Annotated in this window: 14 protein-coding genes and 2 rRNA genes; 12 read left to right on the forward strand and 4 right to left on the reverse strand. The window is 58.6% G+C overall.

The annotated features are described in order from the left end of the window. Nucleotide 1: 1 nt before the first annotated feature. Together D3791_RS11005 and tmk are read right to left on the reverse strand one after the other, a co-directional pair. Nucleotides 2-1,156: a DNA polymerase III subunit delta' gene (locus tag D3791_RS11005; protein ID WP_172512225.1), complete on the reverse strand. Its 1,155-nt coding sequence runs from the start codon at nucleotides 1,154-1,156 to the stop codon at nucleotides 2-4. Continuing rightward, entirely contained in the window at nucleotides 1,153-1,806 is a 654-nt protein-coding gene (gene tmk / locus D3791_RS11010; RefSeq protein ID WP_172512226.1) for a dTMP kinase, read from the reverse strand. Before tmk ends, D3791_RS11005 begins: the two co-directional genes overlap by 4 nt. A 146-nt stretch (nucleotides 1,807-1,952) precedes the next feature. On the opposite strand from tmk, the gene D3791_RS11015 reads away from it, so the two are divergent. From D3791_RS11015 to D3791_RS11030, 4 genes are all read left to right on the forward strand, one after another. Continuing rightward, nucleotides 1,953-3,110, forward strand: a complete 1,158-nt coding sequence (locus D3791_RS11015; protein WP_246242027.1) for a trans-sulfuration enzyme family protein — start codon at nucleotides 1,953-1,955, stop codon at nucleotides 3,108-3,110. 53 nt (nucleotides 3,111-3,163) lie between these two features. Next, the gene (locus D3791_RS11020; RefSeq protein WP_319019213.1) at nucleotides 3,164-3,475 is read left to right on the forward strand and encodes a DUF2516 family protein; all 312 of its coding nucleotides are present in this window, start codon (nucleotides 3,164-3,166) and stop codon (nucleotides 3,473-3,475) included. A gap of 130 nt (nucleotides 3,476-3,605) precedes the next feature. Next, nucleotides 3,606-4,352: a phosphoglyceromutase gene (locus tag D3791_RS11025; RefSeq protein ID WP_022877095.1), complete on the forward strand. Its 747-nt coding sequence runs from the start codon at nucleotides 3,606-3,608 to the stop codon at nucleotides 4,350-4,352. 198 nt (nucleotides 4,353-4,550) lie between these two features. Further along, on the forward strand, nucleotides 4,551-4,853 hold the full coding sequence (locus tag D3791_RS11030) for a DUF4193 domain-containing protein (RefSeq protein ID WP_022877094.1): 303 nt from the start codon (nucleotides 4,551-4,553) through the stop codon (nucleotides 4,851-4,853). Nucleotides 4,854-5,030: 177 nt separating this feature from the next. Here D3791_RS11030 and phoU read toward each other — a convergent pair whose 3' ends face one another. Continuing rightward, entirely contained in the window at nucleotides 5,031-5,684 is a 654-nt protein-coding gene (phoU, locus tag D3791_RS11035) for a phosphate signaling complex protein PhoU (protein WP_172512227.1), read from the reverse strand. Nucleotides 5,685-5,910: 226 nt separating this feature from the next. Between phoU and D3791_RS11040 the strand changes: the two genes are divergently transcribed. Then, nucleotides 5,911-7,125, forward strand: coding sequence for a sensor histidine kinase (locus tag D3791_RS11040; RefSeq protein ID WP_246242031.1), 1,215 nt, complete (start codon nucleotides 5,911-5,913; stop codon nucleotides 7,123-7,125). After that, nucleotides 7,122-7,802, forward strand: a complete 681-nt coding sequence (locus D3791_RS11045) for a response regulator transcription factor (RefSeq protein WP_058256319.1) — start codon at nucleotides 7,122-7,124, stop codon at nucleotides 7,800-7,802. The genes D3791_RS11040 and D3791_RS11045 overlap by 4 nt, the downstream gene beginning before the upstream one ends. A 74-nt stretch (nucleotides 7,803-7,876) precedes the next feature. Here the strand turns inward: D3791_RS11045 and D3791_RS11050 are convergent, their stop codons facing one another. Beyond that, nucleotides 7,877-8,416: a hypothetical protein gene (locus D3791_RS11050; protein WP_022877090.1), complete on the reverse strand. Its 540-nt coding sequence runs from the start codon at nucleotides 8,414-8,416 to the stop codon at nucleotides 7,877-7,879. Between the two features lie 353 nt (nucleotides 8,417-8,769). Between D3791_RS11050 and D3791_RS11055 the strand changes: the two genes are divergently transcribed. The 6 genes from D3791_RS11055 to D3791_RS11080 all read left to right on the forward strand — a co-directional run bounded on the left by D3791_RS11055 (nucleotide 8,770) and on the right by D3791_RS11080 (nucleotide 18,972). Then, the gene (locus D3791_RS11055) at nucleotides 8,770-9,255 is read left to right on the forward strand and encodes a CarD family transcriptional regulator (protein WP_022877089.1); all 486 of its coding nucleotides are present in this window, start codon (nucleotides 8,770-8,772) and stop codon (nucleotides 9,253-9,255) included. Nucleotides 9,256-9,360: 105 nt separating this feature from the next. After that, nucleotides 9,361-10,599, forward strand: a complete 1,239-nt coding sequence (gene ispD, locus D3791_RS11060) for a 2-C-methyl-D-erythritol 4-phosphate cytidylyltransferase (protein ID WP_172512229.1) — start codon at nucleotides 9,361-9,363, stop codon at nucleotides 10,597-10,599. Between the two features lie 87 nt (nucleotides 10,600-10,686). Further along, nucleotides 10,687-12,138, forward strand: coding sequence for a cysteine--tRNA ligase (cysS, locus tag D3791_RS11065; RefSeq protein ID WP_172512230.1), 1,452 nt, complete (start codon nucleotides 10,687-10,689; stop codon nucleotides 12,136-12,138). Nucleotides 12,139-12,181: 43 nt separating this feature from the next. Continuing rightward, a complete protein-coding gene (gene rlmB / locus D3791_RS11070; protein ID WP_022877086.1) occupies nucleotides 12,182-13,129 on the forward strand; it encodes a 23S rRNA (guanosine(2251)-2'-O)-methyltransferase RlmB in 948 nt (315 codons plus the stop codon). 560 nt (nucleotides 13,130-13,689) lie between these two features. Then, a 16S ribosomal RNA gene (locus D3791_RS11075) occupies nucleotides 13,690-15,215 on the forward strand. A gap of 620 nt (nucleotides 15,216-15,835) precedes the next feature. Continuing rightward, a 23S ribosomal RNA gene (locus D3791_RS11080) occupies nucleotides 15,836-18,972 on the forward strand. The 16S and 23S rRNA genes sit together here, the layout of an rRNA operon. Nucleotides 18,973-18,987: the final 15 nt, after the last annotated feature.

An 18,987-nucleotide genomic window follows, 5' to 3' on the forward strand; every position in this document is an offset into this window, starting at 1 on the left:
GTTAGCGTCGGCCGGGATTTGGCAAAAGGCGGGTCATCAATGCTTCCAAAGCCATGAGCTGATTGACGTTGGCGGCCAGGCGGCTGCGCGTCTGGTTGATCGCATCCAGCTGCGCCAACGATTTTTCCTTGCTCTGACCACGGGAATATGCCTCAAGCTTCTCGCGCAAATGCTCGTTGATCAGCTCGATGCCGGTTCCCAGCTGCAAGCTGAGCACATCCCGGAAAAAGGTGGTCAGGTCGGTCAGCGTCCGGTCCAAAGCATCAAAGCTGGCGCGTCGAGCGAAACGCTTGGCATCCTCTTCGAGGGCTTTGAACTGGCTGCGCAGGCCCGGGGGAATGGTTTCTTCAGGACCCAGGCCGTTGGCATGGCGTAGCTGTTCGGTCTTCTTCTGCAGGTCCGTGCCGGTGATGCTCTCAGCACGCTCGGTAGCCAATTTGGAGATTTCGGCGGCAGCAGCCATGGCCTGGGGCAGAGTCGTGGTGCGCAGTGGCAAGGTGACTACTTTTTCCCGCTGGATGCGGGCATGCTCGTCACGTGCCAGCAATCGGGCCACGCCAATATGCGACTGCGAGACCCGGGCGGCAAATAGCGCTTGCTGCGGATCAAGCCCGTCGCGGCGCACCAGCAGATCCGCCACGTCCGAGGTCGAAGGGACCGACAGGTTGACTGCGCGGCAGCGCGAACGGATGGTGACCAGGACGTCGGCTGGCGACGGGGCGCACAGGATCCAGATCATCTTCGCCGGCGGTTCCTCGATGGCTTTAAGCAGCACATTGGTGCTGCGTTCAGACATCCGGTCCGCGTCCTCGATGATGATGATGCGCCACCGCCCGGTGCTGGCGCTTTCCTGGGCGCGAGTGATCAGGTGGCGTACATCAGCAATCTGGTATTCGAATTTATCCGTGGAGACGAACGAGACATCGGGATGGGAGGAGGCGAGGACTAATTTGCAGTTCTCGCACTCGCCGCAGCCGGCAGGGGTGTTCGTGCACTGCAGGGCCGCTGCAAAGGCGCGGGCCGCGGTGGTTCGCCCGGACCCGGGTGGGCCGGTGACCAGCCACGCGTGCGTGGGGTTGCCGCGGTCGACTTCTGCGCACAGGTTATCGATGACACGCTGCTGGCCAGCAAGGTCGGCGAAGACCGGGCGGTTCACAGCAGGCCAGCCAAGTGCGTGGTGATGGACCGGTGCAGATCCTCAACGCTGTTATTGGCATCCAGGACAAGGTATCGCTGCGGATCGCGAGCGGCCAGTTCCAGGAATGCCTGGCGGATGCGTTCGTGGAAGTCGTCGGGCTCGGCTTCCAGCCGGTCAGCGGCCTCCACGCCACCACCGGCAGCAACCCGTCGTGCACGGCCATCGGCTGCGGAGATATCCAAGATGATGGTGACATCGGGCTTCAAGCCGTTGGTCGCGAAGTCATTGATGTTCGCGACGGCGTCGAAGCCCAAAGCTCGGCCCATGCCCTGGTATGCCAGCGAAGAATCGACAAAGCGATCGCAGATCACGTGGGTGCCGGCGGCCAGGGACGGGCTGATGACCTGCTGCACATGGGCAGCGCGGGCCGCGGAGTAGATCAGGGCTTCGGTGCGGGAATCGATGTCGCCGTGGCCGTGTTCCAGGACCAGCGAGCGCAAGGCTTCACTGATTTGGGTGCCACCGGGTTCGCGGGTGGTGATGACCTTGGACCCTTGTTCTTCCAGCCATTGCCGGGCCAGGGCGACCTGCGTGGATTTGCCCGCGCCGTCGCCGCCTTCAAAGACTATGAACAAGCCAGGGGCCGGCGCGCTCGATTCGTTATTCACCCCTCTAGCCTATCCAAGGAGTCGGCAAAACATTTGCGCAACCCCTGGCCTGGGCGCAACTAATCGCCCAGTGTGGTGGATTCGACGGATGAAATGTAGTGAAACCCATCCGCGGCCAGACGGCGGCTGCGCGTAAAGTTTTTTCCATGAACTCCAGCAGCATGCCATCAGCTCCACGCCCCGAATGGGATCCGAAGACTCTTATCGTGGCAGGTGGCCGTCCGGCCCATGACACCGATGCGCCGGTGAACTACCCGGTGACTTTCACCTCGACCTATCACTCCCAGGGGCAGGCGGCCGCGGACGAACGTGTTTATGCGCGATTCTCCAATCCCACATGGGATCCGTTCGAAGAGGTCCTGGGACAGCTCGAAGTTGCAGCTTTGCCCGCTCTGGTTTTCTCTTCGGGCATGGCCGCCATCGCCGCGGCCTTGAGCCTGGTTCCTGCCGGGGGAGTGCTTGTCATGCCCAAGCACTCCTATAACGGTTCCTTGGCGCTGAGCTCGGAACTGCAGGCTGCTGGCCGGTTGGACATCCGCCCGGTGGATATCGCCGACGCCGAAGAAGTGATTGCTGCCCTTGAGGGAGCCGACGTGCTCTGGGTGGAATCGCCGACCAACCCGATGCTGGAGGTAGCCGATCTGCCGGTGCTGTTGGAACAAGCCAAGAACCGCGGCGTGCTGAGCATCGTGGATAACACCTTCGCCACCCCGTTGCTGCAACGCCCGTTGACCGCGGGCGCCGACCTGGTGGTCCACTCGGTGACCAAGTATCTTTCGGGGCACTCGGACATCATCATGGGCGCGCTGGTGACCAGTGATGAATCGCTGCGCCAAAAGCTGCATGGCTACCGAACCTTGCACGGAGCGATCAGCTCCCCGATGGACACCTTCCTGGCCTTGCGCGGCGTGCGGACCATGGCCGTGCGCATCGATCGTTCGCAGGCGAACAGCCAAGTGCTGGCTGAACGCCTGGCGGTGCATCCCAAGGTGCAAGCAGTGCGCTACCCGGGGCTGGCACAGGATCCAGGCCATGAGCGCGCTGCGCGGCTGATGGATGGCTTTGGCTCGGTGATCGCTTTCCAAGCCGGGCAGAACGCCGAAGACGCAGATCAAGTTGTCGCCGGCTTCAACATCATTACCGGTGCCACGTCGCTGGGCGGGGTGGAAACCTTGGCCGAGCGTCGAGCCCGCCATGCATCGGAACCCGCGACAGTCCCGGATAACCTGATCCGCTTGTCGGTGGGTATCGAAGAGGTCGAAGACCTGTGGTCCGATTTGGAGCAGGCCCTGGAACAGCTTTAGCGCGTGGCAGTTCCAAAAACGTGAAGTCTCATAGGTAGAGTGAAGATATGTCCATGATGAATGTTGCCCACCTGATCGAGTACTACTTGATGCTGGCTCTGAGCGTCATCATTCTGGTGCTCGCCGTCTGGGCGCTGGTTGACTGCCTGCGCCACGGAGCCCAGCGCTTCGCGCAAGAAGGCAAACGCACCAAAGGCTTTTGGACTGGCCTGACCGCGGCGAGTGCTGTCGTGTCCTTGCTGGGCATCCTCAGCGGTGGCGGAATTGGCTTCCTGCAGCTCATCGGCGCCTGCATTGCCTGTGTCTACCTTGCAGATGTCAAGCCTGCAGTCAGCGGACAAGGCGGCGGCTGGTACAACTACTAGGCCGCCAAGAACCGCATTGAACTTTTGATGACCCGCACTCGTGTTCTAAGTCGAGTGCGGGTCTTCTCAATTAATGGACACTCCTTAACTTTGGTGCTTCGGCGCTGGTGCATTGGATAGGATGGATCGTATGAGTCACACTTTGATCTTGCTTCGCCATGGGCAGAGCGAATGGAACGAAAAGAATCTGTTCACCGGCTGGTACGACGTATCGCTGACCGAACAGGGCCGTGCTGAAGCTTCCCGCGGCGGACAGCTGCTGGCCGAAGCCGGTTACAAGCCAGAGGTGCTGCACACCTCGCTGCTGACCCGCGCGATCGTCACTGCCAACCTGGCATTGGAAGCCGCCGGCCGCTCGTGGATCCCAGTGAACCGCGACTGGCGCCTGAACGAGCGCCACTACGGCGCGCTTCAGGGCAAGGACAAGGCCCAGACCTTGGCCGAATTCGGCGAAGAGCAGTTCATGGAATGGCGCCGCAGCTACGACACCCCGCCACCGGTTCTGGATGACTCCTCGGAATTCAGCCAGATCAACGATGAGCGCTACGCCGCGCTGGGCGATTCCGCTCCACGCACCGAGTGCCTCAAGGACGTGCTTGAGCGCATGCTTCCTTACTGGGAAGAGAACATCAAGGCGGACCTGTCGGCTGGCAAGACCGTTATGGTTACCGCTCACGGCAACTCGCTGCGCGCTCTGGTCAAGCACCTTGACGGCATCAGCGACGAAGATATCGCCAACCTGAACATCCCGACCGGCATCCCGCTGGTTTATGAGTTGGACGACAACTTCCAGCCGATCACTAAGGGCGGAACCTACCTGGATCCTGCTGCTGCAGCCGACGCCATCAAGGCTGTTGCAAACCAGGGACGCAAGTAAGACCTGCTTTTCGGCGGCACCAGAACCCCAAGCTTTGAGCTTGGAAGTTCTGGTGCCGCTGTTTTGTATTTAACCTTCAAAATGGGCCCGCTATATGGCTGTGAGCGAAACAACTGCGCACGATTGTATTTTTGGCATTAGTATGCTGTAATCTCCTATTTCGAATAGGCTCAATGGCTCACGTTAGGAATGCAATTCGTGGCAACTGATTACGATGAAGTCCGCCCAGACGTTGCTGAGGCACGTAAGGCTTCTCTGGATGCGGTTAAGTCCGCAAACGCACCGGACGCCAAGTCCGTCGTGCGCGAGCTCGACGAAGCCGATCACACTGATGGCATGGATCTGCCGGGTGCAGATTTGTCCAACGAGGAACTGACGGTCACCGTCATTCCACAGAAAGACGACGAGTTCATCTGTGGCTCGTGCTTCTTGATTCGCCACCGCTCGCAGCTGGTTCGCGAAGAAGGCAATGTAGGTTTCTGCGTAGAGTGCGAAGGCTAAGAAGCCGCTGTACGCTGGCGCCGATTTCGCGCCGAAAATTTCAAGGGCAGCCCGCCAACTGGTGGGCTGCCCTTTGCCGTTAAGGCTTCATTAAACAATTGGCTAAATAAGCAGTGCCTGCACCCGGAAGGTTTCCGGGTGCAGGCACTGGCTTATGATCTTGATGCCGTGATCGGCTTAGGCGTCCGATGGATCCCATTCGCCGGTGACCAGGTAGGTGACCTTCCGGGCCACGGAAACACCGTGATCGCCGAAGCGCTCAAGGTAGCGGCTGGTCAAGGAAACATCCACGGTGGTCGGGGCCGAAGCATCCCAATCCGCTTCGGCGATGCGAGCGAATACGCTGGAGTGAAGGCGATCGACTTCGTGGTTCAATTCAATAATTTCGGCGGCGATATTCAGATCGCGGGTATCGAGCAGGCGGGCCACGGCCTGAGCGATCTGGATGTCGATCTTCGCCATTTCAGCGAAGGTCGTGGAGATCCTCTCTGGAATTGCCGGCTGCGGGAAACGCAAGCGGGCTAGCTGCGCCAAGTGGCGGGCGAGGTCGCCCATGCGTTCCAGGGAAGCACTCATGCGCAACGAGCCGACGATCATGCGCAGGTCGCTGGCCACAGGGCCCTGTAGTGCCAGGGTATCGATAGCGCGTTCATCCAGCTGGTTCTGCAGGAAATCAATTTTCGCGTCTGCCGCGATGACTTCCTGGGCTAGCTCAACGTCGGCATTCGCCAATGAATCCCATGCGCGATCCATGGCGGTCGCGACCTGGTTGGCCATCTCAATAAGTTCTTCGCCAATTTGTTGTAGATCTGCCTGAAAAACCTTACGCACAGCAGTTCCTTTCGAGTGTCGGTTCCCATGCCAGCTGGCCTTCCGCCGTAGCGGCAAGCCACCCCAAACAGATTTATGGCATGGTGGAGGGTCTTACTCCAGCCTGTCAGCGGGTGATTAACGAATATGCCACGAAACGTGAACGTTTGGTGAACAGCGCGCCGATTTGGCCATTTTCGCGTCATTTAGGAACGAAGGTGCCCGGTGGGGAAGTTACGCTAAAAGGGTGAACGATGTGATCTCGACTCTGATAGCCGGTGTCCTCGGTCTGGCCCTGGGCATCGTTGGCGTGATCGCTTTCAGGATTTCCCAACGCCGGACCGCCCGACTGCCGCAGGTGGACGAGCCTCTGCTCCCTGAAGGCGCAGCTGCCGTCCTGTCCGTCATCGGACGCGCCTTCGTGATCCTCGATGATGTTGACGGTGTAGTGCGGGCTAATCCCGCTTCCTATGCCTACGGCCTAGTCCGAGGCCATACGCTCGTTCACAACGAGCTTCTGGCCCTGGTCCGCCAGGTGCGCGCAGACGGCGTGATCGCTGAGAGCCAGTATGAATTGCAGCGCTCAACGCTCGGCGCCGGACAGCTGATTGTCCACGTGCGCGTCGCGCCATTGGGCGACGAATACATTTTGCTGCTGGCTGATGACCGCACCGAGATCACGCGTACCGAAGCCATGCGCAATGACTTCGTGGCCAACGTTTCACACGAGCTGAAAACGCCGGTCGGCGCCATCTCCCTGCTGGCTGAGGCCATTACCGAAGCGGCCGATGACCCGACCGCGGTGCGCCGTTTCTCCACCCGCATGGACAAGGAATCACGACGGCTTGCCGCGCTCGTCCAGGACATTATCGAGCTTTCCCGTCTGCAGGCCAGCGATGCCATTGTGCAGGGCAAGGAAGTGAATATCGATTCCGTTGTCGCCGAAGCGGTGGATCGCAGCCACCTGATTGCCGAGGAAAAAGGCATCGACATCACTGTCGGCGGGCACCTGGATGAGCCGATTCTGGGCGATCCCGATCTGCTGATGACCGCAGTGCGCAACCTGATCGACAATGCGATCCGGTACTCCCCGGAGAACACCAAGGTGGGCGTGGGGATCCGCCAACGCGATGGCTATGCGCAGATCTCGGTCACCGATCAGGGCCCGGGCATTTCGCCCGAGGAGCAGGAGCGCGTCTTCGAGCGTTTCTACCGCGTGGACTCCGCGCGTTCACGGCAAACCGGTGGTACCGGATTGGGGCTGAGCATCGTCAAGCACGTGCTGGCCAACCACGGTGGCGAGGTGTCGCTGTGGTCGCAGCCCGGGCAGGGCTCCACTTTTACCCTTAGACTTCCCCTAGCGGATGAAGAACGGGCAGGCACTGATGGTGCTGCCGACGAGATGATGAAGGAACGATCGGTCGAGGCGAGAACCTCCGATCGCGAAGGAGGACGACGATGACCAGAATTTTGATCGTAGAGGATGAGGAATCGCTTTCTGATCCGCTGTCTTTCCTGCTGGAACGCGAAGGATTTGAAGTACGGATCGCGGAGGACGGGCTGGTTGCGGTCACCGAGTTTGAACGCCACGGTGCCGATCTGGTGCTCTTGGACCTGATGCTGCCAGGACAGCCCGGAACCGAGGTGATCCGCCAGATCCGGTTGAACAGCCAGGTCCCGGTCATCATGCTCACCGCCAAGGATTCGGAAATCGACAAGGTGGTTGGCCTCGAGTTGGGAGCCGATGACTACGTTACCAAGCCATATTCGTCCCGCGAGCTGCTCGCTCGCATCCGCGCCGTCCTGCGTCGCCAGGGCGAGGGTGAAGAGCTGATCAGCAATGTGGTCACCGCCGGCCCGGTACGCATGGACGTAGAGCGCCACATGGTTTCGGTCGACAACACCGAGGTCTCCATGCCGCTCAAGGAATTCGAGCTGCTGGAGATGCTCCTGCGCAATGCCGGCCGTGTGCTCACCCGCGGACAGTTGATCGACCGTGTCTGGGGCAGCGACTACGTGGGGGATACCAAGACCCTCGACGTTCACGTCAAGCGCCTGCGCTCGAAGATCGAGCCGGACCCGGCCTCGCCCGAACACCTGGTGACTGTGCGCGGCTTGGGCTACAAGTTCGTGGTCTAGCTGGCCAAGGCTTAAAAACCAGGGAGCCTGGGAGCGAATCAATTGATTCGCTCCCAGGCTCCCTGGTTTTTTGCTTAGTGCTCCGAGGTCGAGTGGCTCTCGGTCTTCTTCAGGTGATCGGTAACCGATGCATCGGATCCGCCTGGTACAAAATCGCGGTATTCGGCAAGGGTGCCATCGACGACAGGAACGCTGAAGTCCACGGTCTCGCCGCCCGAAGTGAAGGTGGTCTCTGCGTGCTCGCCGGCAGCGATGTTCAAGCCGGAGACGACCTTCTGGTTCGCATCATCTTCCAGCTTGACGCTCTTCTCGGCTGGAACCGAGATGGTCACTGGCTTGGTGCTGGCTGCCTCGACGGTCAGGGTCAGCGAGGAATCGCTGTCGTTGACAACAGAGCCGATCAGACGCGCCTTGGAGCCGTCGCTGTTGGTAACCAACAGCAGGTTGCGAACCTGTGCGTCGGCGACGTCGACATGCACGCCATCGCTGGCAGCGTAGTCGGTGTTGGTGGCCTGCTCGTTGATGGCGCCACAGCTGGTGACACCGAATGCCAGGGCAGCCACAGCGAGGGACGCGGCAATGCGACGTCCAGCGGTCATGCGTGCGGTGATCACGACACTAACTCCTCGGTGAGAATAATGAGTTGCTTCGGTTCATGGCTATCGGCTCGTCTGCACCCAGAGCAGGGGCAACCCAAGATTTAGACCATGATTACCTCTAAGCCTAGCTGTTTTTCACGCAAAGACGCGATTTAGCGACGTGCAACACACACTTTTCGACAAGAAGTAGAGAACCGGGTTTGGGATAAAGAGGTATGCATTCTAGCTGAACCTACCTTTTTCCTACCATGTTTCTCTTGCGAATGGAAGAGGTGAATCCGCGTGAATTCGCGGTTATATCGGGCACAATCGAGGCTTCGCGGATGGCAAACATGTTAGACTAGGTTGTGGGAAAGGGGTTTATCCACATGGTTTTTGAGGTTGGCGAGACTGTTGTCTACCCGCACCACGGCGCCGCAATGATCGAAGAGATCAAGATGCGCAAGATCAAGGGCGAAGAGAAAATGTATCTCAAGCTCAAGGTGGCTCAGGGCGACCTGACCATTGAAGTTCCTGCAGAGAACGTTGATCTGGTTGGCGTACGTGACGTGGTAGGTCAGGAAGGCTTGGACCATGTGTTCGATGTCCTTCGTGCTGAATTTACCGAAGAGCCGACCAACTGGTCGCGCCGCTACAAGGCAAATGTCGAGAAGCTAGCTTCCGGCGATGTCATCAAGGTTGCCGAGGTCGTTCGCGATCTCTGGCGCCGAGAAAATGATCGTGGTCTGTCGGCAGGCGAAAAGCGCATGCTGGCCAAGGCCCGTCAGGTCCTGATCAGCGAATTGGCTCTGGCCAAGGACCTCGATGAGACCAAGGCCGAGGGCCTGCTGGATGAGGTTTTGGCTTCGGCCTAAGCAAAACTCCCGATTGCATCTTGCCGTGGAGCGCTGAAAAGCGTTTCACGGCTGTTGCCGTTAAAAGCCCGATCAATCCCGGATGAACACGATAAGCTGGGCGCTGTGAAGCAAACCCCATCGCATACTTCGAGCCTGATCCTGGTTGCCGCCGGAATGGGCACCCGGCTCGGAGCCGGCATTCCCAAAGCACTGGTTCAGGTAGCTGGCAAGTCTTTGGTGGAACACGCTATCGACCGCATCCTCAAGGTCGAGCAGATCACTGAAATCATTGTGGTCACTCCCGCAGATGACCACCGCATGGCCGAAGTCCTGGCCCCCTACGGCACCGCGTTGCGCACTGTTCCTGGCGGAAGCAGCCGTGCCGATTCGGTACGCCGCGGACTTGGCGCCGTGAGCCCGAACGCCGCGAACATCCTGGTCCATGACGCCGCCCGCGCCTTTGCCCCGGTCGATCTCTACCAGCGCGTGATCCAGGCGCTGGATCGAGGCCAAGCCGCCGCGGTCATTCCGGCCCTGGCCGTGACCGACACGATCTGCGTGGTGGAACCCGGAGCGCAGGATGGCACCGAATACATCGAGCACACCCCGGCACGATCTACCCTGCGCGCGGTGCAGACCCCGCAGGGATTCAACGCCTCGGTGCTGCGCCAAGCGCACGCCCAGCTGGACCACTACACCGAGGCGGAACTGGAAAAAGTCACCGATGATGCCTCGATCGTGCGCGCCTGCGGCGAAAAAGTGCAAGTGGTCGCCGGAGCGCAGCAAGCCTTGAAGGTCACCCACCCCGAGGACCTCGATACCGTCAACCAGCTCATCAGCACCCAGAGCAGCTCCGCCAACCCCGCGAAGGAACCAATGATCCTGCCACGCATCGGAAACGGTATCGACGTTCACGCCGTGAGCACCGACCCCGCCCGGCCGATGTGGCTGGCCGGCCTGCACTTCCCCGAGGATATCGGCCTGTCGGGGCATTCGGACGGCGACGCGGTTGCCCATGCAGCCTGCGATGCGCTTTTCAGCGCGGCCGGGATCGGCGATCTGGGAACCCACTTCGGGGTGGACCGGCCGGAATTCGCCGGGGCCAGCGGTGTGAAACTGCTTGCAGAAGCCGCGCGTTTGGTTCGCGCGGCCGGGTTCGAAATCGGCAATGTCGCGGTGCAGTTCGTGGGACGCCGCCCGCGCTTCTCGGCACGGCGCGAAGAGGCCAGCCAGGTGCTCAGCGATGCGATCGGCGCCCCAGTCAGCGTCATTGCGACCACCAGCGACGGGCTGGGCTACGAGGGCGAAGGAACCGGTATTACCGCCTACGCCACGGCGCTGGTGTACGCCGCGCAGAACTGACGGCCGGGGAGCCGGTGAAAACCCCAGATCAGCGAGCGCATCACAAGTGAAGTACAAAGGGTGCATCCATCGGATAACCTTAAAGGCGTGAGCCTGCGATTCTATGACACCAAAACAGCATCAGTACGTGACTTCCAGCCGTTAACCGAAGGCGAAGTCAAGCTGTATTACTGCGGCGCCACCGTGCAGGGCATGCCGCATGTGGGCCATGTTCGCAGCGCCATCGTCTTCGATGTACTCTCCCGCTGGCTGGAGTACCGCGGCTTCGCGGTCACCACGGTCCGCAACGTCACCGACATCGACGACAAGATCCTGGAAAAGTCCGCCAACTCCTTCGCCGCGGATTTCCAGGCCGACGAACACTACAAGCCTCGCGAAGAATGGTTCGCGCTGGCCTACCGCTTTGAGCAGGAATTCGCCCGCGCCTATGAAGCGCTCGGCGTGCGCCGGCCGACCTATGAGCCACGGGCCACCGGGCACATCACTGAAATGCACGAGTTGATCACCGAGCTGATCAACCTCGGGCACGCCTACCCGGCGGCCGATGGCTCCGGCGATGTGTACTTCGACGTGCGCTCCTACAAGCAGTACGGTGCGCTGACCCGCCAGAAGATCGACGACATGCAGGATGCCGCCGACTCGGACCCACGCGGCAAGAAGGACCCTCGGGACTTCGCCCTGTGGAAGGGGCACAAGAACTCCGATCCGCTCACCGCTTCCTGGCCAAGCCCATGGGGCCGAGGCCGTCCGGGCTGGCACTTGGAATGCTCGGCCATGGCCGGCAAGTACCTGGGCAGTGAATTCGACATCCATGGCGGCGGGCTGGACCTGCGCTTCCCGCACCACGAAAACGAGATGGCTCAGTCCAACGCGGCCGGGCACGGATTCGCGAACTTCTGGATGCACAACGGCATGGTCACCTATGAGGGCGAGAAGATGTCCAAGTCCGTGGGCAACACCATTTCCCCCGAGGAAATGCTTGCCCTGGCCGACGCCCGCGTGGTGCGCTACTTCCTGGGCCAGGCCCAGTACCGCTCCATGCTGGACTACCGCCCGGACTCGCTGACCGAAGCTGGCGCTGCGGTGGAACGCATCGACACTTTCATCTCCAACGCGCGCTATCGCTTGGGCTCCGCGGCAGAAGCGATTGCTGCCACGCAGGTGCCGGAAGCTTTTGCCTCCGCGATGGATGACGACCTGAACGTTCCAATGGCCTTGGCCGCGTTGCATGAAACTGTGCGCCACGGCAACGCTTCGCTGGATAAGCACGAGGATGCAGCCGTTGCCGCAGCCCTTGGACAGGTGCTGGCAATGACGCAGGTGCTCGGCTTGGACGATGCCGGCGACCAGCAGAACTCCGACGCATCCGCAGAGCACGAAGTGCTGGACCAGCTGATCCAGGCACAGCTGGCAGAACGCGCTCAAGCACGGTCCGCCAAGGACTGGTCACGTTCGGATGCGATCCGCGACGCCTTGGCCGCCGCAGGTATCACGGTGCTCGACTCCGCAGACGGCGCCCGCTGGACACTGAACAATTAGCCGCTGATCGGCTACCGCAAACTCAACTTTAAGGACACATACCATGAGCAAAAAGGGCCCAACCAAGGGCAGTGGCGGCAAGGGACGACGTTCCCTCGAGGGCAAGGGCCCGACCCCCAAAGCTGAAGATCGCCCGTATCACAAGGCTTACCGCGCCAAGCAGCTCTCCGAGCGCTCGGCCGCTAAGCGCAGCACCGGCAAGCGCACCGACCGGATCAAGGTCAACGCGGAATTCGTGACCGGCCGCAACTCGGTTGTCGAGGCACTGCGTGCTGGCATCCCTGCCAAGGCGCTGCACGTAGCCATCCGCATCGACGTGGATGACCGCGTGCGTGAGTCCCTCAAGCTTGCTGCCGCTCAGGGCATCCCTTTGATGGAAGCATCGAAGCAGGAACTTGACCGCATGACCGACGACGCGATTCACCAGGGCCTTGCCCTGCAGATCCCGCCGTACGAATACAAGGACGCTGTGCAGCTGGCGACCAAAGCCGTCAAGGACTACGACCGCGGCTACACCACGTCGCAGCCGCTGTTCCTGGCTTTGGACGGTATCACCGATCCGCGTAACCTCGGCGCGATCGTTCGCTCGGCTTCCGCATTCGGCGCCGACGGTGTCATCATCCCTGAGCGTCGAAGTGTCGGCATGACCGCCTCGGCATGGAAGACCAGTGCTGGCGCAGCAGTGCGCGTTCCGGTTGCCAAGTGCACCAACCTCACCAGCGCCCTGAAGGAAATCAAGGCTGCCGGCATCTTCGTGATCGGCCTTGACGCCGGCGGCGACATGGAGCTCCCGAACTTCGAGCTGGCCACCGGCCCGCTGTGCATCGTGGTTGGTTCCGAGGGCAAGGGCCTCTCGCGCCTGGTTCGCGAGAACTGCGACGCGATCGTCTCGATCCCGATCGACTCCGCTATGGAATCGCTGAACGCATCGATGGCCGTGGGTATTTCGCTCTACGAAGTCTCCCGCCTGCGTAACCAGAGCGCCAAGTAGCACCCGACGTTCTTCAATGGGCCGCCACCTGTCCCCGGACAGGTGGCGGCCCATTTTTGTAGAGTGACCCGATTCATAACAACAAATTTCAGTTGTTTTTGACCAGAATTCATATGGGCGGCCCAAAAATCCGCGTAGTTACGGTGTTTTCGAGGCGATGACGGACTGTACAGGCCGATTTTGCGTCTGGTGGGAACCCGTGTAAAGTTTTATCTCGCGCCGCTGATCTGGACGGGCCGAAAAGGCTTGGAAGAAGCAGTGGGGTGAACGAGCTGGAAACGTCGAGTTGACTTTGGTTGACTTGGTGGTAAGCTTGAAAAGTTGCTCCGGAGCGAAGCAGTCACTGGTTTTTTGGTGGTTGTGGTGTCGAGAGTGTTTGTTGTTTGAGAACTCAATAGTGTGCCAAGTTTGTTGATACCGAATTATTTTTATTTGGTGAATACATAACATTTGCTTGAGGCATTGCACCCCCGTGTAGTGTTCTTGAGTGTTTTTTATTCGCCAGGATTTTTTCATTGATTCTCCCTTATTTTCCGAGGGGTTTCGGTGGCTTTTTGTTTTTTATGGAGAGTTTGATCCTGGCTCAGGATGAACGCTGGCGGCGTGCTTAACACATGCAAGTCGAACGATGAAGCCCTGCTTGCAGGGTGGATTAGTGGCGAACGGGTGAGTAACACGTGAGTAACCTGCCCCTGACTCTGGGATAAGCCCGGGAAACTGGGTCTAATACCGGATATGACTTCCTACTGCATGGTGGGTTGTTGAAAGATTTATCGGTGGGGGATGGACTCGCGGCCTATCAGCTTGTTGGTGAGGTAATGGCTCACCAAGGCGACGACGGGTAGCCGGCCTGAGAGGGTGACCGGCCACACTGGGACTGAGACACGGCCCAGACTCCTACGGGAGGCAGCAGTGGGGAATATTGCACAATGGGCGGAAGCCTGATGCAGCGACGCCGCGTGAGGGATGACGGCCTTCGGGTTGTAAACCTCTTTCAGTAGGGAAGAAGCGAAAGTGACGGTACCTGCAGAAGAAGCGCCGGCTAACTACGTGCCAGCAGCCGCGGTAATACGTAGGGCGCAAGCGTTATCCGGATTTATTGGGCGTAAAGAGCTCGTAGGCGGTTTGTCGCGTCTGCCGTGAAAGTCCGAGGCTCAACCTCGGATCTGCGGTGGGTACGGGCAGACTAGAGTGATGTAGGGGAGACTGGAATTCCTGGTGTAGCGGTGAAATGCGCAGATATCAGGAGGAACACCGATGGCGAAGGCAGGTCTCTGGGCATTTACTGACGCTGAGGAGCGAAAGCATGGGGAGCGAACAGGATTAGATACCCTGGTAGTCCATGCCGTAAACGTTGGGCACTAGGTGTGGGGGACATTCCACGTTTTCCGCGCCGTAGCTAACGCATTAAGTGCCCCGCCTGGGGAGTACGGCCGCAAGGCTAAAACTCAAAGGAATTGACGGGGGCCCGCACAAGCGGCGGAGCATGCGGATTAATTCGATGCAACGCGAAGAACCTTACCAAGGCTTGACATGTGCCAGACCGCTCCAGAGATGGGGTTTCCCTTCGGGGCTGGTTCACAGGTGGTGCATGGTTGTCGTCAGCTCGTGTCGTGAGATGTTGGGTTAAGTCCCGCAACGAGCGCAACCCTCGTTCCATGTTGCCAGCACGTAGTGGTGGGGACTCATGGGAGACTGCCGGGGTCAACTCGGAGGAAGGTGGGGATGACGTCAAATCATCATGCCCCTTATGTCTTGGGCTTCACGCATGCTACAATGGCCGGTACAATGGGTTGCGATACTGTGAGGTGGAGCTAATCCCTAAAAGCCGGTCTCAGTTCGGATTGGGGTCTGCAACTCGACCCCATGAAGTCGGAGTCGCTAGTAATCGCAGATCAGCAACGCTGCGGTGAATACGTTCCCGGGCCTTGTACACACCGCCCGTCAAGTCACGAAAGTTGGTAACACCCGAAGCCGATGGCCTAACCACCTTGTGTGGGGGGAGTCGTCGAAGGTGGGACTGGCGATTGGGACTAAGTCGTAACAAGGTAGCCGTACCGGAAGGTGCGGCTGGATCACCTCCTTTCTAAGGAGCTAACCATTATTATGGTTGCCCATGTCTGTGCCCGAGTGTGGTACGGGTGGGTTGCTCATGGGTGGAATATCAATGAACTCAGTACTGGAAAGCATGCATGCCTGATTGATCCTTTGTGGGGTTGTGTGGTGTGTGTGGGGTACTGGCTGTGGCTGCATGGTGTTGTTGCTGGTGAGTACGCAGCATGATGATCCTTTGGGTTGTTGTGGTGTTGGAAAAGCGGTGGTGGTGTTGTGTGGTTTGTATGGTTTGGCATGCTGTTGGGTTTTGAGGCAACAAGCCTCCGTCCCTGGTGGATGATGTGATCGGTTGTTGTGGTGCTGGCCCTTGTGGGGTTGGTGTTGTGATGGTTGGTTGTTTCTCTTCTTGGGTGGCGGGGTTCTTGGTGTTTCGGTGTTTGTCCTGTGTTTGCCGTGGACGTGCCGCCTTTGTTGGTGGTGTGGTTGCGGGGGTGTGGGGTTGTTGTTTGGGAACTGTATAGTGAACGCGAGCATCTTGCAGATGAGATGAGTCTGGTGGCCCTTTTCCTTGGGTCATCTAGGTGTTTGAGTCTTGTCTGCGTGATTTTGTTAGATTGTTTTATTGCTCATATCTTGAGACTTTGATGTTGTGTTGAAGTTTTTAAGGGCGCACGGTGGATGCCTTGGCATCAAGAGCCGATGAAGGACGTGGGAATCTGCGATAAGCCTGGTGGAGTCGATAACCGGACGTTGATACCAGGATTTCCGAATGGGGGAACCCCGCACCATGTTATGTGGTGTGACCTGCAGCTGAATGTATAGGCTGTGTGGAGGGAACGCGGGGAAGTGAAACATCTCAGTACCCGCAGGAAGAGAAAACAATAGTGATTCCGTTAGTAGTGGCGAGCGAACGCGGATGGGGCTAAACCGGTTGGTGTGTGATAGCGGATAGGCGTTGCATCATCGGGGTTGTGGGGTTGACATGTACCAGTGCTATCTTGCTGGTGGGATGAGGTGCAGGCGTATAGGTGAATCGGTTGGAATGCCGGACCATAGAGGGTGATAGTCCCGTAGGTGTAATGCGTGTCTGCCGTTCTAGTGTTGATACCCGAGTAGCACGGGGCCCGTGAAACCTTGTGTGAATCTGCCAGGACCACCTGGTAAGCCTGAATACTACTTGATGACCGATAGTGAATCAGTACCGTGAGGGAATGGTGAAAAGTACCCCGGGAGGGGAGTGAAATAGTACCTGAAACCGTGCGCTTACAATCCGTTAGAGCCTGGGACTTGTTCCTGGGTGATGGCGTGCCTTTTGAAGAATGAGCCTGCGAGTTAGTGCTGTGTCGCGAGGTTAACCCGTGTGGGGTAGCCGTAGCGAAAGCGAGTCTGAATAGGGCGTTTGAGTGGCACGGTCTAGACCCGAAGCGAAGTGATCTACCCATGGCCAGGTTGAAGCGCGTGTAAGAGCGTGTGGAGGACCGAACCCACTTCAGTTGAAAATGGAGGGGATGAGCTGTGGGTAGGGGTGAAAGGCCAATCAAACTTCGTGATAGCTGGTTCTCCCCGAAATGCATTTAGGTGCAGCGTTACGTGTTTCTTGCTGGAGGTAGAGCTACTGGATAGGCGATGGGCCCTACAAGGTTACTGACCTTAGCCAAACTCCGAATGCCGGTAAGTGAGAGCGTAGCAGTGAGACTGTGGGGGATAAGCTTCATAGTCGAGAGGGAAACAGCCCAGAACGCCAACTAAGGCCCCTAAGCGTGTGCTAAGTGGGAAAGGATGTGGAGTTGCTGTGACAACCAGGAGGTTGGCTTAGAAGCAGCCACCCTTGAAAGAGTGCGTAATAGCTCACTGGTCAAGTGATTCCGCGCCGATAATGTAGCGGGGCTCAAGCACACCGCCGAAGTTGCGTCATTCAAATATTTGCCTGGCTTTTGTTGGGCGTTTGGATGGGTAGGGGAGCGTCGTATAGCGGGTGAAGTCGCGGTGGAAACCAGCGGTGGACGCTATACGAGTGAGAATGCAGGCATGAGTAGCGAATGACGGGTGAGAAACCCGTCCGCCGAATGATCAAGGGTTCCAGGGTTAAGCTAATCTGCCCTGGGTTAGTCGGGGCCTAAGGCGAGGCCGACAGGCGTAGTCGATGGATAACGGGTTGATATTCCCGTACCGGCGAAGGACCGCCCATACTGAGCTGTGGATGCTAACCATGACGGATTCCAGTGTTGATGCCTTCGGGTGTCTTGTTGGTTGATGTGGTGGGAACCGATGCAGTGAGGTCAGCGTATTAACAGGTGTGACGCAGGAAGGTAGCCGAGCCAGGCAATGGAATTGACCTGGTCCAAGGGTGTAGGAAGAGTGGTTGGCAAATCCGCCGCTCAATTGTTTCTGAGACCTGATAGGCGCCCCATTTTTTGGGGTGATTCGGTGATCCTATGCTGCCTAGAAAAGCATCGGCGCGAGGTCCCAGTCCGCCCGTACCCCAAACCGACACAGGTGATCAGGTAGAGAATACTAAGGCGATCGAGAGAATCATGGTTAAGGAACTCGGCAAAATGCCCCCGTAACTTCGGAAGAAGGGGGGCCTGCCTCGTGATCAGCTCTTGCAGTTGTGAGCGGGTGTGGGCCGCAGAGACCAGGGGGAAGCGACTGTTTACTAAAAACACAGGTCCGTGCGAAGTCGCAAGACGATGTATACGGACTGACTCCTGCCCGGTGCTGGAAGGTTAAGAGGACTGGTTAGTCACTTTTGTGGCGAAGCTGAGAATTTAAGCCCCAGTAAACGGCGGTGGTAACTATAACCATCCTAAGGTAGCGAAATTCCTTGTCGGGTAAGTTCCGACCTGCACGAATGGAGTAACGACTTCCCCGCTGTCTCAACCATGAACTCGGCGAAATTGCAGTACGAGTAAAGATGCTCGTTACGCGCAGCAGGACGGAAAGACCCCGAGACCTTTACTATAGTTTGGTATTGGTGTTCGGTGCAGCTTGTGTAGGATAGGTGGGAGACTTTGAAGCTTGGACGCTAGTTCAGGTGGAGTCATCGTTGAAATACCACTCTGGCTGTACCGGTCACCTAACTTCGGACCATGATCTGGTTCAGGGACAGTGCCTGATGGGTAGTTTAACTGGGGCGGTTGCCTCCTAAAATGTAACGGAGGCGCCCAAAGGTTCCCTCAGCCTGGTTGGCAATCAGGTGTTGAGTGTAAGTGCACAAGGGAGCTTGACTGTGAGAGTGACAGCTCGAGCAGGGACGAAAGTCGGGACTAGTGATCCGGCGGCACCTCGTGGAAGGGCCGTCGCTCAACGGATAAAAGGTACCTCGGGGATAACAGGCTGATCTTGCCCAAGAGTCCATATCGACGGCATGGTTTGGCACCTCGATGTCGGCTCGTCGCATCCTGGGGCTGGAGTAGGTCCCAAGGGTTGGGCTGTTCGCCCATTAAAGCGGTACGCGAGCTGGGTTTAGAACGTCGTGAGACAGTTCGGTCCCTATCCGCTGCGCGCGTTGGAAATTTGAGAAGGGCTGTCCTTAGTACGAGAGGACCGGGACGGACTAACCTCTGGTGTGTCAGTTGTACTGCCAAGTGCATCGCTGATTAGCTACGTTGGGAAGGGATAACCGCTGAAAGCATCTAAGCGGGAAGCCTGCTTCGAGATGAGATTTCCATGCACCTTGAGTGTGTGAGGCCCCCAGCTAGACCACTGGGTTGATAGGCAGGATGTGGAAGCAAGGACTGAAGACTTGTGTAGCTGACCTGTACTAATAGGCCGATGACTTTCAACACACAATATAACAATAT

The sequence above is a fragment of the Glutamicibacter mishrai genome (assembly GCF_012221945.1).
Classification (GTDB): Bacteria; Actinomycetota; Actinomycetes; order Actinomycetales; family Micrococcaceae; genus Glutamicibacter; species Glutamicibacter mishrai.

What these genes read in the sequence shown, in the direction of transcription:
- D3791_RS11045 (WP_058256319.1), top strand. Translation starts at nt 7,122, where the DNA reads ATGACCAGAATTTTGATCGTAGAGGATGAGGAATCGCTTTCTGATCCG.
- rlmB (WP_022877086.1), top strand. Translation starts at nt 12,182, where the DNA reads ATGAGCAAAAAGGGCCCAACCAAGGGCAGTGGCGGCAAGGGACGACGT.
- D3791_RS11020 (WP_319019213.1), top strand. Translation starts at nt 3,164, where the DNA reads ATGATGAATGTTGCCCACCTGATCGAGTACTACTTGATGCTGGCTCTG.
- D3791_RS11025 (WP_022877095.1), top strand. Translation starts at nt 3,606, where the DNA reads ATGAGTCACACTTTGATCTTGCTTCGCCATGGGCAGAGCGAATGGAAC.
- D3791_RS11055 (WP_022877089.1), top strand. Translation starts at nt 8,770, where the DNA reads ATGGTTTTTGAGGTTGGCGAGACTGTTGTCTACCCGCACCACGGCGCC.
- D3791_RS11015 (WP_246242027.1), top strand. Translation starts at nt 1,953, where the DNA reads ATGAACTCCAGCAGCATGCCATCAGCTCCACGCCCCGAATGGGATCCG.